The following is a 14930-nucleotide window of genomic DNA, read 5'->3' on the forward strand; positions in this document are numbered from 1 at the left end:
ACAGGGAACTTCCCCCGTACGGCCGACGCCGCCCCGGGGCCGGGTCACGGCGGGGCCGTGGAGCCCCGCGGGGTGAGGACCGGCGTCGGCACCGGGTGCGACCCCGGACCGTCCCCGGTGAACGTTCCGAACAGGGTACGCGCCACCTCCGCGCCGAAGCCGTGCACGTCGTGGCTCATCGCCGACAGGGTGGGCCGGGTCGGCCGGCACAGCTGTGAGTCGTCCCACGCCGGCAGCTACACGTCCTCGGGCACCCGCAGCCCCATCTCGGCCGCCACCGACAGCCCCGCCACCCGCTCCCCGGGCAACAGCGTCACCCGCCCCCGGTGGGCGGCCGCCTCCGGTCCAGCCGGTCCGCCTGGAGCAGCAGGTCCCGCACGAGCGTGCGCACGGTGACCGTGACTCCTCTCGGGCGCGAGCGCCGTCTCGAACTCCGGCCGCGGATACGGGATGTCGCGGGCCGCCGCCGGAAAGTGCAGCGCCGACAGCGGCTCCCGTGCTGCCGCCCCTCGCCGTGGTCCTGCTGACCTCGCTGAACACCTCCCGCGAGATGGCGGACGGCAGCGGCGCGCCCGCCCTGCCCATCGACCCGCTGAACTAGGGGATCAACGTCTGCAACGACTTCTGCATCCCCTTCTTCCCCATGCCCTCCGAGGACCTTGGCGTGATCTCGACGTCGCTGTTCCGCTTCATGGGCCCCTTCGGGGCGCACTGGGAGACGTTCCCGCAGCGGTTCATCTGCAACGGCTTCATGCGGGGAGCGACGAAGTGGACGACGTAGGTCAGGCGTTGTGGGCGGGTCCGGCGTTCAGGGCGGTGACCAGGAGCGGCGTGACCTGCTCGACCTGCCAGGGGCGGGCGCCGTGCGCGGTCAGGGCCGCGGCGACCGACTCGGGCGTGGCCGGGGACGGCGGCTCCCAGCAGACCCTGCGCACGGTGTCCGGCGTGATCAGGTTCTCCGCGGGCATGTTCAACTGCTCCGCGAGCGCGGTCACGCCCGCCCGCGCGGCCGACAGCCGGGCCGCGGCAGCCGGGTCCTTGTCGGCCCAGGCGCGCGGCGGCGGGGGACCGGTCACCGGCTGGCCGGGCTGGGGCAGCCGGTCCTCGCTCAGCGCCTTCGCCCGGTCGACGGCCGCCTGCCACTGCTCGAGCTGGCGGCGGCCCACCCGCTGGCCGAAGCCGTTCAGCGCGGCCAGGGCGTTCGGATTGGACGGCATGGCGAGGGCGGCCTCGACGATCGCGGCGTCGGACAGCACCTTGCCGGGGGAGACGTCGCGGCGCCGGGCGATCCGGTCCCGGGTCTGCCACAGCTCCCGTACGACGGCCATCTGCCGGCGGCGGCGCACCTTGTGCATGCCGGACGTACGACGCCAGGGGTCCTTGCGGGGCTCCGGCGGCGGCGCCGAGGCGATCGCGTCGAACTCCTGCCGCGCCCAGTCCAGTTTGCCCTGCCGGTCCAGGTCCTTCTCCAGCGCGTCCCGCAGGTCGACCAGCAGCTCGACGTCGAGGGCGGCGTACCGCAGCCACGGCTCGGGCAGCGGGCGGGTGGACCAGTCCACGGCGGAGTGGCCCTTCTCCAGCACGAAGCCGAGCACGTTCTCCACCATCGCGCCGAGGCCGACCCGGGGGAACCCGGCCAGCCGGCCCGCCAGCTCGGTGTCGAAGAGCCGCGTCGGCGCCATGCCTATCTCGCGCAGACAGGGCAGGTCCTGGGTGGCGGCGTGCAGCACCCACTCGACGCCGGACAGCGCCTCGTTCAGCGCGGAGAGGTCGGGGCAGGCGACCGGGTCGATCAGCGCCGTGCCCGCGCCCTCGCGGCGGAGCTGGACGAGGTAGGCGCGCTGCCCGTAGCGGTAGCCGGAGGCGCGCTCGGCGTCCACGGCGACGGGGCCGCGGCCCGCGGCGAAGGCGGCGACCACCTCGGCGAGGGCGGCCTCGTCGGCCACCACGGGCGGGATGCCCTCGCGGGGCTCCAGCAGGGGGATCGGCGCCTGTGCAGCAGAGGATCCGCCGTCGTCCGGAGGGGCGCCTCCGGTGGTGCGCAGTGAACTGTCTGCTGCGGTGTCGTGGGCGTCGGTCACCTGTCAAGAGTATCCGCACGGGCCGGTACCCGGCCCGCCCCACCGTCTGACGATGCCGCCGACCAGCGAAAACAGGCCGCCGCGCAGGCGCCCCTCAGGGGCGCGGGGAACTGCGCGATCAGCCACGGACTGCCCGCAGTCGCGGCGCGCGGCGCCTTGAAGCGGGCTGCGGCGGAGGCGCCCCTCAAGGGGCGCGGGGAACTGCGCGCCCAGCCACGGACTGCCCGCACCCGGCGTCGACGGGGTGCCGCTGCGCCCACCCGTGCCGCCCTGCGGCACGACTGCCCGCAGCTGCGGAGGCGTCCCTCAAGGGGCGCGGGGAACTGCGCGATCAGCCACGTACCACCCGCGCCCGGCACTGCGGGGTGCCACCACGCCACCGCGCCCGCCGACGCGGGGGCATCGGCGGGCGCGGACGGGGACGGGGACGGTCGGGAAAGAGGGCTCAGTGGATGATTCCGGTACGCAGGGCCACCGCCACCATCCCCGCACGGTCCCCCGTGCCGAGCTTTCGGGCGATACGGGCAAGGTGACTCTTCACGGTCAGGGCGGACAGGCCCATCGAGACGCCGATCGCCTTGTTCGACTGGCCCTCCGCAACCAGCCGCAGCACCTCGACCTCACGGCCGGACAGCTCGCGGTAGCCGCCCGGGTGGCTCGGGGCACCCGGGGGACGACGGTGCAGGCGGGCGGCCGCCGCGCCGATGGGGGCCGCACCGGGACGGGTGGGGAGCCCGAGGTTGGTGCGGGTGCCGGTGACGACGTAGCCCTTGACGCCGCCGGCGAGGGCGTTGCGCACGGCGCCGATGTCGTCGGCGGCCGAGAGGGCGAGGCCGTTGGGCCAGCCCGCGGCGCGGGTCTCGGAGAGAAGGGTGAGGCCGGAACCATCCGGCAGATGGACTTCGGCGACGCAGATGTCGCGGGGGTTGCCGATGCGGGGACGAGCCTCCGCGACGGACGAGGCCTCGATCACATCGCGCACACCGAGCGCCCACAGATGGCGGGTGACGGTGGAACGGACGCGGGGGTCGGCCACGACCACCATGGCGGTCGGCTTGTTCGGGCGGTAGGCGACCAGGCTTGAGGGCTGCTCGAGGAGAACGGACACCAGGCCTCCTGGGGTGCGGGACGGGGCCGGCTCGTGGGGGTGAAGCCGGGACGAACCGTGCTTTCAAGGTCACAGTCGTCTTCGGCAGCAAACCTGAAGTCCTTTAGGAAATGATCACGATCTGGTGAGTAACAATCCGGGCAATTCGGACGCACGATCGATCATTCGAAGATCGAACGGTTTCGGTCTGCGGCGAATCGCTTCCGAATGTGGCCGTATCGACAAAGAGACGGCCAATGAGGCATCCGTGAGGTTTGGAACAGGACATCTCTGAGAGGTCCACTCCGCGACTGGCCGAAACCCGACCCGCGGCAGGCGAGAACCGGCGACCCGTGAGGGTCAGCGCGACTGCGGCCCCCGCCGCTGCGGCAGCGTCACCACCGACGCGTCGCCGGGCGCGGCCGGCGGCAGCCCCGCCACCTGCGCGAGCAGATCGCACCATGCGACCAGATGGGTCGCCGTGTCCGGCACCCCGCCCAGCCCCTCCCGGGGCGTCCACGAGGCGCGGATCTCGATCTGTGAGGCGGCAGGCCGCTCGGACAGCCCGCCGAAGTAGTGGGAGCTCGCCCGCGTCACCGTCCCGCTCGGCTCCCCGAACGCCAGCCCGCGCGCGGTGAGCGCACCCGTCAGCCAGGACCAGCACACGTCCGGCAGCAGCGGGTCCGCCGCCATCTCCGGCTCCAGTTCCGCGCGGACCAGCGTCACCAGGCGGAACGTGCCGTGCCAGGCGTCGTGCCCGGCCGGGTCGTACAGCAGCACCAGACGGCCGTCGGCGAGATCCTCCTCGCCGTCCATGACCGCCGCCTCCAGGGCGTACGCGTACGGCGCGAGGCGTTTCGGCGCGGGGGTGGGCTCGACCTCGATCTGCGGCCGCAGCCGCGCGCCGCGCAGCGCCTCGACAGCGCTCCGGAAGGGCAGCGGGGGTGCGCCCCCGGGTCCGGTGGTGCTCCCAGCCTCCTTGGATTCGTCCATTCCGCCAGCGCCGTCCGACAGTCGTCCCTGAGCCGCAGCCATGCGGGGAAGATTAAGCGGAACGGGGCGTCGGCGCAGGGAGGGACACCCGCGCCGTCCGGGGGTGTCCGGATCACGCCGTACCCCCGTCGCGTGTCCCCGCTCCCCGCGATCAGGGCTCCCCGGCGGCCGGGACCGTTGCGGCGTCATGCGAGACTGGCCGGTGTGAGCGCCAACGTGAGCCCGACGGGCAGCCAGCCGACCTCGACGTACGACAGTGCCTTCCTCAAGGCGTGCCGGCGTGAGCCGGTGCCGCACACCCCGGTGTGGTTCATGCGGCAGGCCGGGCGCTCCCTGCCGGAGTACCGCAAGGTGCGCGAGGGCATCGGCATGCTCGACTCCTGCATGCGCCCCGACCTGGTCACCGAGATCACGCTCCAGCCGGTGCGCCGCCACCAGGTCGACGCGGCCATCTACTTCAGCGACATCGTCGTGCCACTCAAGGCCATCGGCATCGACCTCGACATCAAGCCGGGCGTCGGCCCGGTCGTCGAGCGGCCGGTGCGCACCCGTGCCGACCTCGACCGGCTGCGCGACCTGACCCCGCAGGACGTCCCCTACGTCACCGAGGCGATCGGGATGCTGACCCGGGAGCTGGGCGCCACCCCGCTGATCGGCTTCGCGGGCGCCCCCTTCACCCTCGCCAGCTACCTCGTCGAGGGCGGCCCGTCCCGCACGTACGAGAACGCCAAGGCGATGATGTACGGCGATCCCGGGCTGTGGGCGGACCTGCTGGACCGGCTCGCGGACATCACGGCCGCGTTCCTGAAGGTGCAGATCGAGGCGGGCGCCTCGGCCGTGCAGCTCTTCGACTCCTGGGCCGGCGCGCTCGCCCCCGCCGACTACCGCCGCTCGGTGCTGCCCGCGTCGGCGAAGGTGTTCGACGCGGTCGCCTCCTACGAGGTGCCGCGCATCCACTTCGGCGTCGGCACCGGCGAGCTGCTCGGTCTGATGGGCGAGGCCGGCGCGGACGTCGTCGGCGTCGATTGGCGCGTCCCGCTGGACGAGGCGGCCCGCCGTGTCGGCCCCGGCAAGGCGCTCCAGGGCAACCTCGACCCGACCGTGCTGTTCGCGGGCCGCGAGGCCGTCGAGACCAGGGCCCAGGAGGTCCTCGACTCGGCCGCCGGCCTGGAGGGCCACGTCTTCAACCTCGGCCACGGCGTCATGCCGTCCACGGACCCGGACGCCCTGACGCGGCTGGTGGAGTACGTGCACACGGCGTCCGCCCGCTGACCGTATACGACTGACCGTCGTCGGGCGGCCTTCGGGCCGCCGGTGAGGCCGGTTCCGCGCGCTCCCGCGCGCGGCACCGGCCTTTCGCGTACCCGGGCACCCTTCGCACCGGCCTCCCCCCGTCTTGTTCGGCACTCCGAACGGCGGTCGCTATGTCGGTAACGATTGGGCAACTTGCGAAAACTTTCTGTTGCTCCACCGACATTTTCGGCGGTAGACCTTGCCCAACTTCGCGGATGACTCGTTAGTTTGCGCAAACTAATCAGGATTTGGATCACTTGTGTCGACAGATCAGGAGCGCCCGATGACGAGGAAGACCCGCAGCACGACGGCTGCCGCGATCGGCCTGTGCTGCCTCGCACTCGCCGCCGCCGGATGTGCCGGTGGCGGTGACGACGGCGCGGGCGGCGGCGCGGCGACGGTGACCGTGTGGACGAACGCCATGGAGGGACGCGGCCTGGTGTTCTGGCAGAACGCCGCCAAGGAGTACAAGAAGCTGCACCCCGACGTCACCATCAAGATCCAGTCCGTGCAGAACGAGGACCTCGACGGCAAGCTGCAGAACGCCCTCAACTCCGGCTCCGCGCCCGACATCTTCCTCCAGCGCGGCGGCGGCAAGATGCAGGCCATGGTCGACGCCGGCCAGATCAAGGAGCTGCAGCTCACCGACACCGACCGGGGCAACGTGGGCGAGGCGGCCCTCGAGGGCGTCTCCATCGACGGCAAGATCTACGCGATGCCGCTCGACACCCAGCCCGAGGGCATCTACTACAGCAAGGACCTCTTCAAGAAGGCCGGCATCGCCGCGCCCCCGACGACGGTGGACGAGCTGAAGGAGGCCGTTGCGAAACTGAAGGCGATCAAGGTCGCCCCCATCGCGGTCGGCGCCAAGGACGCCTGGCCCGCCGCGCACTGGTACTACAACTTCGCCCTGCGCGAGTGCAGTCAGGAGACGCTGCAGGAGTCGGCCAAGTCGCTCACCTTCGACGACCCCTGCTGGACGAAGGCCGGCGAGGACCTCGCGGACCTCCTGGGCGCCGACCCCTTCCAGAAGGGCTTCCTCACGGCCACCTCGCAGCAGGGAGCCGGATCGTCGGCCGGACTGATCGCCAACCACAGGGCCGGCATGGAGCTCATGGGCAACTGGAACCCGGGCGTCATCGCCGACCTGACCCCGGACAAGAAGCCGCTCCCCGACCTCGGCTGGTTCCCCTTCCCGGCCGTCCCCGGCGGCAAGGGCGACCCCACCGCCATCATGGGCGGCGCCGGCGGCTACTCCCTGTCCAGGAACGCGCCCGAAGAAGCCCTCTCCTTCCTCCAGTTCACGGTGACCAAGGAGCAGCAGGAGGCCTACGCCGAGGCCTTCGACACCATCCCGGTGAACAAGGCGGCCCAGGGCGTCGTCACCGAGCCGTACAACATCTCGGCGCTCCAGGCGTTCAACAAGGCCGCCTACTCCATGCAGTTCCTCGACACCCAGTACGGCCAGAACGTCGGCAACGCCATGAACATCGCCGTGGTGAACCTGCTGGCAGGCAAGGGCACCGCGGCCGACATCGTCAAGGACGTCAAGGCCGCGGCGGAGAAGGGCTGACCGGACAGACATGAGCGACACCCTCGCCCCGCGGCGTGCGGCCGCACGCCGCCGGGGCAGGACGCGACTGGAGATCGTCGTCCTGTCCGCACCGGCCGTCCTCGTCTTCCTGGCGTTCGTGATCTTCCCGGTCGCGCTCGCCGCCTACTACGGCTTCTACCGGTGGAAGGGCTACGGAGACCCCACCGACTGGGTCGGCCTGAACAACTACCGGCTGATCCTCACCGACCCCGCCTTCCACGACGTCCTGTGGCACAACGGCCTGATCCTGGTGCTGTCCCTGGTCCTCCAGGGGCCCCTGGCGATCGGTCTCGCCCTGCTGCTCAACCGCCGGATCCGCGGCCGCTCCGCGATCCGCGTCCTGGTCTTCGTGCCGTACATCATCTCCGAGGTGATCGTCGGCACCGGCTGGAGCCTGATGCTGCAGAGCGACGGCGCCGTCAACGGCCTGCTGCGCGCGATCGGTCTGGGCTCGCTGGAGGCCGACTGGATCTCCGACCCGGACCTGGCGCTCTGGACGCTGATGGCCGTCATCACCTGGAAGTACCTCGGCTTCGCGGTGATCCTGATGCTCGCGGGACTGCAGTCGATCCCCGACGAGATCTTCGAGGCCGGGCAGATCGACGGCGCCTCCTACTGGCAGATCCAGCGCCGCATCACGCTGCCGCTGCTGGGGCCGACGATCCGCATCTGGGCGTTCCTGTCGATCATCGGCTCGCTGCAGCTGTTCGACCTCGTCTACATCATCTGGGGCCAGTACGTCTCGGGCACCGCCGGGACCTCCACCATGGCGATCTACATGCTCGCCCAGGGCCGCAACGCGGGCAACTACGGCTACGGAAGCGCCGTCGCCGTGGTGATGTTCGTGATCTCGCTGGTCGTCGCGCTGATCTACCAGCGGTTCGTCCTGCGCCGCGACCTCAGGGGCGCCGTCACCGAAGGGACCGTGTGATGAGCGCGACGACCACCCTCACCCGGAAGCCTTCGAGGCGCGACGGCGGCCCCGTCACCTACTTCGTGGCGCTGCTGTTCGTCGGCGTGTGCGTCGCGCCGGTGCTCTACATCGTGCTCGGGGGCTTCCGCACCAACGCCCACATCACCACCGATCCGGCCGCGCTGCCCGACCCCTGGGTCACCGTCAACTACCTCGGCGTCCTCAAGTCCTCGGTGTTCTGGGGCGAGTTCGCCAACTCACTGATCGTGGCGCTGGCCAGCACGGCCGGCATCGTCGCGCTCGGGCTGATGGTGAGCTTCGTCATCGCCCGCTACGACTTCCGGTTCAAGGGCGCCATGTACTCGCTGTTCGCGGCGGGCCTGATGTTCCCGATGGTCATCGCGATCACCCCGCTCTACCTGGTGATCAAGGACCTCGGGCTCGTCGACAACCTGCTGGGCGTGATCGTCCCGCAGATCGCGTTCGGCCTGCCGACGACCGTCATCATCCTCGTGCCGTTCCTGCGGGCCATCCCGAACGAGATCGAGGAGGCCGCCGCGCTCGACGGAATGAGCCGGCTGGGGTTCTTCTTCCGCATGGTGGTCCCGCTGTCGCTGCCCGGCGTGGTCACCGTCGGCATCCTCGCCTTCGTGGGCAGCTGGAACAACTACCTGCTGCCCCTCTACGTCCTCAACTCGCAGGCCAACTTCACGCTGCCGCTGGGCGTGCAGGTGTTCTCCTCGCAGTACTCCACGGACACCGCGAAGGTGCTCGCCTTCACCTCGCTCGCCATGCTGCCCGCCCTGGTGTTCTTCTCGGTCTTCGAGAAGCGCATCGTGGGCGGTCTCACCGGCGCGGTGAAGGGCTGAGGGAAGGGACCGCAGCCGTGACCGTCACCTCCCGGCCGACACCGGACCCGGTCGCCGAACGCCGGGAGGTGGCCTGCCCGTTGCGCGACGGAACACGGCTGCGGACCCTCCTGCTCCTCCCGCACGGCACCGGACCCTGGCCGGCCCTCCTCGTCCGCCACCCCTACGACGTGACCCGCGAGGAGGACGACGGGTACCTGGACGTCCGCCGCCTGGTCGCCGCCGGCCACCTGGTCGCGCTCCAGGACGTGCGGGGCCGCTTCGGCTCCGAGGGCGTCTTCGACCCCTGCGCCCAGGAGGAGGCGGACGGCGCCGACGCCGTGGCCTGGCTCGCGGCCCGCCCCGAGTGCGACGGCGCCGTGGGCATGTGGGGCGCGTCCTACGCCTCCGACACCCAGTTCGCCGCACTGCTCGGCGGAGCCCCGGCGCTGCGGGCGCTGGCCCCCGCCATGACGCCCGCGCTGTCCGCGCTCGACGGCTTCCGCTTCCGCGGGGGCGTGCCGGAGCTCGGCAGCACACTCGCCTGGACGCACTACGCCATCGCCCCGGACGCGATCGCCCGTGTCCCCTCCGCCCGCGAACGGGACGCCGAGCACCGGCTCCACGAGGCGACCGAGCAGGCGATCGCGACGGGCGAGGCGTACCGCGCCGGGGCCCTGCACGAGCAGCGGGACGCCGAGGGCATCGTCCGATGGGGGCTGGACCGGCTGCGGGAGCCGCTGGACTCGCCGCGTCACCGGGCGGGGAAGATCGTCGACCGGCTCGACGCGGTCGACGTACCGGTGCTGCTGACCGGCGGCTGGTTCGACGTGTTCCTCGGGCCGACCCTGGAGCTGTACCGGCGGCTGCGGCGCCGCGCGGAGGACACGGGAGGGCCGGCGCCCCGGCTGGTCGTGGGCCCGTGGACGCACGACGACTACTCCGGCCGGGCCGCGGGCCTCGACTTCGGCCCGGAGGCGTCCGCCGAGGCCGTGGACCTCACCGCGCTGCACCTGCGCTGGTTCGACGCGGTGCTGCGCGGGCGTGCGCTCGGCTCCCCGCTGGTACAGGTGTTCCTGATGGGCGCCGACCGGTGGGTGGAGGCGGACGTGTTCCCGCCCCGCGACGCGCGGCCGCTCGAGCTGTACCTGACCCCCGAGGGCGCCCTCGCCCCCGAACCGGCCGGGAGCGGGGGCCGGAGGCTCGTCAGCGACCCGGCGTCCCCCGTGCCGACGCGCGGCGGGGCGGTCCTGCTGTTCGCGCCGTTCGGGGCGGGCCCCGCCGACCAGAGGGCGGTCGAGGCACGGCCCGACGTCGTCTCCTGGCGCACCGGGCCGCTGGAGAAGGAGCTCACGGTGATGGGCGCGGTCCGTGCCGTCGTCCATCTCGTCACCACGGGGACGGACGCGGACGTGGTGGTCCGGCTGTGCGACGAACACCCCGACGGCACCAGCCGCGTCGTCGCCGACGGCGTGCGGCGGGCATCGGCGCGGTCCGTCGACCCCGTGACCGGCCGGGGCGCGAGGGGGCCGCTGGAGCCGGGCCGGGCGTACGAGATCGCCGTGGACCTCTGGTCGACCGCGCACACCTTCCTGCCGGGCCACCGGATACGCGTCGACATCGCCCCGAGCTCCTCACCGCGCTGGGACGTCGGCGCCAACTCCTACGCGCCGGACGGGGAGTCCGCTCCCGCCGTCACGGCCGAGCACACGATCCTCCAGGGCCCCGGGCGGCCGAGCCGGATCGTCCTCGACGTCGTCACGTCACCCGTGTGACACGGGGCCGGTCGAGGCGCGGACGACCAGTTCCGTCGCCAGCTTCATCCGGGCCGCGGCGCGGGTCCCGCGGTCCTCGCCCCGCGCGAGGTCGAGCAGCAACTTGACCGCCGCGGCGCCGAGTTCGGTGCTGGGCTGCCGTACGGTCGTCAGGCCGGGGGTGATGTACTGCGCCTCCGGCAGGTCGTCGAAGCCGATGACGCTGATGTCGTCGGGGACCCGCAGACCCCGCTCGCCCAGCGCGTCGTAGACGCCGAGCGCCATCGAGTCGGCGCAGGCGAAGACCGCCGTGATGCCCGGGTTCTCGTCGAGAAGGGCGTGGGTGGCGGCCGCCGCCCTGGCGCGGTTCCACCCGCCGTGGGTCACGGTCACCGTGGCCCGTCCGCCGGTCTCCGTGTCGGCCGCCCCGCGGAAGCCGTCGACGCGGGCCCGGCTGAACAGATGGCGGGCGTGCCCGGCGATCACGCCCAGCCGCTCGTGGCCCAGGGACAGCAGATGCTCGGCGGCCATGCGGCCGCCCTCCCAGTTCGCCACGCCGACGCTCGTCACGCCCGCCGGCGGTGTGGTCATCGGGTCGATCAGCACCACCGGGACGCCCGCCGCGAACAGTGCGCCGAACTGCGGCGACGCCGGGTCGACCAGCGTGCCGACCACGCCGAGGGTGCGCCTGCGCAGCACCCGCGACGCCCAGTCGCCCTGCGGCTCGGCGAGAGTCAGCACCACGTCGAGCCCCGCCGCGGCGGCCTCGCGGCCGGCTCCGGCGATGAGGAGGTTCGCCCACGACCCCTCGAAGTGGGTGACCACCAGGTCGAGGACGTCGGACCGGCCGTTCTCTTCCCGCCCGGCCTCGGACTTGCCGCCGCCCCTGCGGGTGTAGCCGACGGCCCGTACGGCCTCCATGACCCGCGCGCGGGTCTCCGCCGAGACGTCGGTCCCGCCGCGCAGCACCTTCGACACGGTCGGAACGCTCGTGCCGGCGGTCTCGGCGACCAGGGACAAGGTGGGACGCGTTCCGGCTGGTCGGGGTGGCATGGGGGACAGATTAGCCCAACCGGCGCAGGGCCCCGCGGCCTCGGGCGGTCCCTCACACGGCGGGCGTCGGAACGTACTCGAACCAGTCGAACGCGACCGACCCCTCCGTGGCGTACATGCCGATGACGCGGCCGGTGAAGCCCGCGGCGACCTCGGTGGAGAGATAGCGCCCGTCCAGTTCGGCGAGCGGGTGGGCGCCCGGGGCGGTGGGGTCGCCCAGCCAGAAGGCGAGGGTGTCCGGGCCGGTGGTGTGGCCGTCGGTGAGCAGGGGCGACGCGGGCACCAGGTCCGAGGTGCGGACGGTCACGCCGAGGGTCAGCGGACCGGGCGGGGCGGACCGCTGGGCCACGGTCTCGCTCAGCGGCCCGATCCGCGCCACGACGCGCACCTCGCCGCCGCCCACTTCCACCTCGTAGTGGTGGGCCTCGTCAAGGCGTACGCAGATCCCGCCGCGTCCCCTGCCCGGGTCGACCAGGGCGGTGACGCGGCAGTCGAGGTGCTGCTGGCGGCGGCCGACGAACGTGTAGCCGGGGGTGTCCAGGGTGGGGCCGGTGGCGCGCAGCACCAGCGAGCCGGGACGCTCCGTCAGCGACCAGGAGCCCTCCGGGCGGGTGAACGGCGAGATCCAGTGCGGGGCGAGGGCGGTCCCGTCGAAGTCGTCGCGGGCGGGCGGAGCCGGTACGGGATGCCAGGCGCCGCCGGGCGCCGCATGACGCTCCGGCACGGGCGCGACGACCGGCCAGCCGTCCTCGTCCCATTCCACGGGCGTCAGGAACGTCTCCCGGCCCAGGACATGCACGTCGGGCGTGAACCCGCGCGGGCGGACGCCGAGCAGCACCATCCACCAGCCGCCGTCGGGCGCCTGGACCAGGTCGGCGTGGCCGGTGTTCTGGATGCGGCGGGCGGTGCCGCTGTGGGAGAGCAGCGGGTTGCCGGGGGCGCCCTCCCAGGGGCCGCGCGGGGAGCGGGCGCGGGCCGCCGACACGGCGTGGCCGCGCTCCGTGCCGCCCTCGGCGATCAGCAGGTACCACCAGTCGCCGATGCGGTAGAGGTGCGGAGCCTCCGGGTACTTGAGGCCGCTGCCCGACCAGGTGGGGAAGGGGCCCTCAAGGACCGCGCCCGTGACCGGGTCGATCCGGGCCAGGTTGATGCCGCCCGCGGGTCCGGAGAAGGCGCACCAGCAGGTGCCGTCCTCCTCCCATGCCAGGTCGGGGTCGATGCCCTCGACGTCGATCCGGACGGGGTCGCTCCACGGGCCCTCGGGGCGCTCGGCCGTGACGACGAAGTTGCCGCCGCCGTCGACGTTGGTGTTGATCACCCAGAAGCGGCCGTCGTGGTGCCGGATCGTGGGGGCGTAGAGGCCGCCGGACGCCTTCGAGCCGGGGAGCGGCAGCGGCAGTTGGGCGGGGCGGTCGAGCACGTTGCCGATCTGCTCCCAGTGGACCAGGTCCCGGCTGTGGAAGAGGGGCAGCCCGGGGAAGTACTCGAAGCTGGAGCACACCAGGTAGTAGTCGTCGCCGACCCGGCACACGCTCGGATCGGGGTGGAAACCGCTGATCACCGGGTTGTCGTACGTGTGGTCGAACATGGTCCTCCCCATCGAACAGCGGCCGCTGGGGGGAGTCTAGGCCCGCGGACGATCAAGCGGGAGGTCGTTCCGGCAGCCGGGCCCGCGCTACCAGCCGGGTCCGCCCCGCCAACCCGGTCCGCCCTGCCACCCGGGGCCGCTTTCCCAGCCGGGCCGCGCCCGCCGGCCGAAGAGGATGCCGCGCGGCTCGGGCGGCGGGGGAGTGCCCGGCTTCAGCGGCCATGCCAGCAGCATGCCGACGACGAACCCGACGACGTGCGCCGCGTACGCCACCGTGCCCGCGTCCGTGACGCCCTGCCCGGTCGAGTACACCGCCTGGAGCGCGAACCACAGGCCCAGCACGATCCACGCGGGCAGCCGCAGCGGCAGGAAGATCAGGAACGGCACCAGCACCCAGACGCGTGCCCTCGGGTAGAGCACCAGGTACGCGCCCAGCACACCGGCGACGGCGCCCGACGCGCCGATCAGGGGCTCGCCCGAGTCGGCGTTCAGAAGAGCGAAGCCGTACGCGGCCGCGTAGCCGCAGACCAGGTAGAACAGCAGGAAGCGGACGTGCCCCATGCGGTCCTCGATGTTGTTGCCGAAGATCCACAGGAAGAGCATGTTGCCCAGCAGGTGCAGCCAGCCGCCGTGCAGGAACATCGCCGTCAGCACGCTCAGTTCGGGCGACTTCTCGTAGCGGGGCGGGCCGATCACGCACCCGGCGCCCCGCGGGCCCACGCCGGTGGCGCCGGTCGGCACGAGGCTCGGCAGCTGGTGGTGGATCAGCTCCCTGGGCACCACCGCCCACCGCTCCAGGAACGCCTCGAGGTGGCACAGGTCCGCCAGGCTGCCGCCGCCCCCGGTCAGGGAGCCGACGACACCGGGCGTGTACGCCACGAAGACGACGATGTTGGCGATGATGAGCGCGTACGTCACCCAGGGGGTGCGGCGCGCGGGGTTCACGTCATGAACAGGGATGACCACATTCCACTGGTGCCCGGACGGCCGCCGGTGAATCAACGGGCCCCTGAACGCCGCCCGTCCGGCGTGCGTATGTCTCGTCAACCGCCCGCGGCGCGGGGAAGGCGCCGCGGGGCCGACGTGAGGACACAGGCGATGAACGACCGAGTGACCGTCCCCGTGCACGCGCTGCCCGACGGCGAGGCCGAGCTGACGCTCGTGGTCCGCCTCCCCTGGGAGGACGTCGCCCGGCTCGGCCAGGAGGCGGGGCGGCTCGCCTCGCAGATGCAGCGGCCGGTGACGCTGGACGAGGCGGTGAGCCACCGCCTGCGGTCCGTGCGCGCCACCGCCGCGCACGCCCGCCCGACGGCCGGCGAACAGCCCCCCGCCGTCCCCCCGGCCACCGCCTCCGCCACGTCGGCGACCGGCTCGGTCTCCTCCCTCCCGTCCCGCCCGCCGGCCGAACAGGCCCGCCAGGCGATCGAACGGATCAACGGCACGGCGTGACGCCGTCCCGCACGGCGGCCGTGTCCCGGGCCCGGGACAGCCGACGCGCGCCGGGTACGCCCCGCCTGCCGGACACGAGCCGCACGCGGGACGCGCCCCGCACCGGCCCGCCACACGGGCCCGCACCGCCGGGCTCGTTCCTTACGCGGAGCGTGCGCCGGCCTCGCGGGCTGCGGGCTTGCGGCCGTGTACGGCCGGGGTCCGGTTCATGCTGGCGTGCGTCGTGCGTCGTGCGTCGTACGTCGTGCGTCGTGCGCCGGGCTGCCTGCCGGGTGTG

12 protein-coding genes and 3 pseudogenes are annotated in these 14930 nt (G+C 72.9%); 7 read left to right on the forward strand and 8 right to left on the reverse strand.

All coding sequences use genetic code 11. From position 1 onward, the window contains the following. Positions 1–44: 44 nt before the first annotated feature. A pseudogene (locus AY578_RS25935) lies at positions 45–293 on the reverse strand (substrate-binding domain-containing protein); the annotation flags it as partial. Next, positions 291–494, reverse strand: a pseudogene (locus tag AY578_RS25940) (hypothetical protein); the annotation flags it as partial. The pseudogenes AY578_RS25940 and AY578_RS25935, both read right to left, overlap by 3 nt. A gap of 107 nt (positions 495–601) precedes the next feature. Between AY578_RS25940 and AY578_RS25945 the strand changes: the two are divergent. Continuing rightward, a pseudogene (locus AY578_RS25945) lies at positions 602–781 on the forward strand (carbohydrate ABC transporter permease); the annotation flags it as partial. A gap of 1 nt (position 782) precedes the next feature. Here AY578_RS25945 and AY578_RS25950 read toward each other — a convergent pair. The 3 genes from AY578_RS25950 to AY578_RS25960 all read right to left on the reverse strand — a co-directional run bounded on the left by AY578_RS25950 (position 783) and on the right by AY578_RS25960 (position 4161). Further along, entirely contained in the window at positions 783–2081 is a 1299-nt protein-coding gene (locus AY578_RS25950; protein WP_258905719.1) for an HRDC domain-containing protein, read from the reverse strand. Between the two features lie 445 nt (positions 2082–2526). After that, positions 2527–3189, reverse strand: a complete 663-nt coding sequence (locus tag AY578_RS25955; protein ID WP_006130493.1) for a helix-turn-helix transcriptional regulator — start codon at positions 3187–3189, stop codon at positions 2527–2529. 339 nt (positions 3190–3528) lie between these two features. After that, positions 3529–4161: a DUF3000 family protein gene (locus AY578_RS25960; RefSeq protein WP_019523465.1), complete on the reverse strand. Its 633-nt coding sequence runs from the start codon at positions 4159–4161 to the stop codon at positions 3529–3531. Positions 4162–4365: 204 nt separating this feature from the next. Here AY578_RS25960 and hemE point away from each other — a divergent pair, with 204 nt between their 5' ends. From hemE to AY578_RS25985, 5 genes are all read left to right on the forward strand, one after another. Then, positions 4366–5433 carry a uroporphyrinogen decarboxylase gene (gene hemE, locus AY578_RS25965; RefSeq protein ID WP_136238063.1) on the forward strand — a complete coding sequence of 356 codons (1068 nt, stop codon included), beginning with the start codon at positions 4366–4368 and terminating at the stop codon, positions 5431–5433. 304 nt (positions 5434–5737) lie between these two features. Beyond that, positions 5738–7027, forward strand: a complete 1290-nt coding sequence (locus AY578_RS25970) for an extracellular solute-binding protein (RefSeq protein WP_136238064.1) — start codon at positions 5738–5740, stop codon at positions 7025–7027. A gap of 10 nt (positions 7028–7037) precedes the next feature. Next, positions 7038–7979 (forward strand): carbohydrate ABC transporter permease, encoded by a 942-nt coding sequence (locus tag AY578_RS25975; RefSeq protein WP_215048527.1) that lies wholly within the window; start codon positions 7038–7040, stop codon positions 7977–7979. Continuing rightward, positions 7979–8830: a carbohydrate ABC transporter permease gene (locus AY578_RS25980; protein WP_019523461.1), complete on the forward strand. Its 852-nt coding sequence runs from the start codon at positions 7979–7981 to the stop codon at positions 8828–8830. Before AY578_RS25975 ends, AY578_RS25980 begins: the two co-directional genes overlap by 1 nt. A gap of 17 nt (positions 8831–8847) precedes the next feature. Next, a complete protein-coding gene (locus tag AY578_RS25985) occupies positions 8848–10584 on the forward strand; it encodes a CocE/NonD family hydrolase (protein WP_161231512.1) in 1737 nt (578 codons plus the stop codon). Here the strand turns inward: AY578_RS25985 and AY578_RS25990 are convergent. The 3 genes from AY578_RS25990 to AY578_RS26000 form a co-directional block, all read right to left on the reverse strand. Next, positions 10573–11616: a LacI family DNA-binding transcriptional regulator gene (locus AY578_RS25990; protein WP_215048528.1), complete on the reverse strand. Its 1044-nt coding sequence runs from the start codon at positions 11614–11616 to the stop codon at positions 10573–10575. The genes AY578_RS25985 and AY578_RS25990 overlap by 12 nt on opposite strands. A gap of 52 nt (positions 11617–11668) precedes the next feature. Further along, positions 11669–13204, reverse strand: coding sequence for a glycoside hydrolase family 43 protein (locus AY578_RS25995; protein WP_136238066.1), 1536 nt, complete (start codon positions 13202–13204; stop codon positions 11669–11671). 87 nt (positions 13205–13291) lie between these two features. Next, positions 13292–14170: a rhomboid family intramembrane serine protease gene (locus AY578_RS26000; RefSeq protein ID WP_161107140.1), complete on the reverse strand. Its 879-nt coding sequence runs from the start codon at positions 14168–14170 to the stop codon at positions 13292–13294. A 132-nt stretch (positions 14171–14302) separates the two neighbouring features. On the opposite strand from AY578_RS26000, the gene AY578_RS26005 reads away from it, so the two are divergent. Continuing rightward, on the forward strand, positions 14303–14653 hold the full coding sequence (locus tag AY578_RS26005) for a hypothetical protein (RefSeq protein ID WP_137209136.1): 351 nt from the start codon (positions 14303–14305) through the stop codon (positions 14651–14653). Positions 14654–14930 lie beyond the last annotated feature (277 nt).

Origin of the sequence: Streptomyces thermocarboxydus, from assembly GCF_024760485.1 — a bacterium.
GTDB classification, from domain to species: Bacteria; Actinomycetota; Actinomycetes; order Streptomycetales; family Streptomycetaceae; genus Streptomyces; species Streptomyces cellulosae.

Bases quoted from the DNA above. Each gene is read 5' to 3' on its own strand.
- AY578_RS25960 (WP_019523465.1), bottom strand. From the start codon at position 4,161: ATGGACGAATCCAAGGAGGCTGGGAGCACCACCGGACCCGGGGGCGCA.
- AY578_RS25970 (WP_136238064.1), top strand. From the start codon at position 5,738: ATGACGAGGAAGACCCGCAGCACGACGGCTGCCGCGATCGGCCTGTGC.
- AY578_RS25975 (WP_215048527.1), top strand. From the start codon at position 7,038: ATGAGCGACACCCTCGCCCCGCGGCGTGCGGCCGCACGCCGCCGGGGC.
- AY578_RS25980 (WP_019523461.1), top strand. From the start codon at position 7,979: ATGAGCGCGACGACCACCCTCACCCGGAAGCCTTCGAGGCGCGACGGC.
- AY578_RS25990 (WP_215048528.1), bottom strand. From the start codon at position 11,616: ATGCCACCCCGACCAGCCGGAACGCGTCCCACCTTGTCCCTGGTCGCC.
- AY578_RS25995 (WP_136238066.1), bottom strand. From the start codon at position 13,204: ATGTTCGACCACACGTACGACAACCCGGTGATCAGCGGTTTCCACCCC.
- AY578_RS26005 (WP_137209136.1), top strand. From the start codon at position 14,303: ATGAACGACCGAGTGACCGTCCCCGTGCACGCGCTGCCCGACGGCGAG.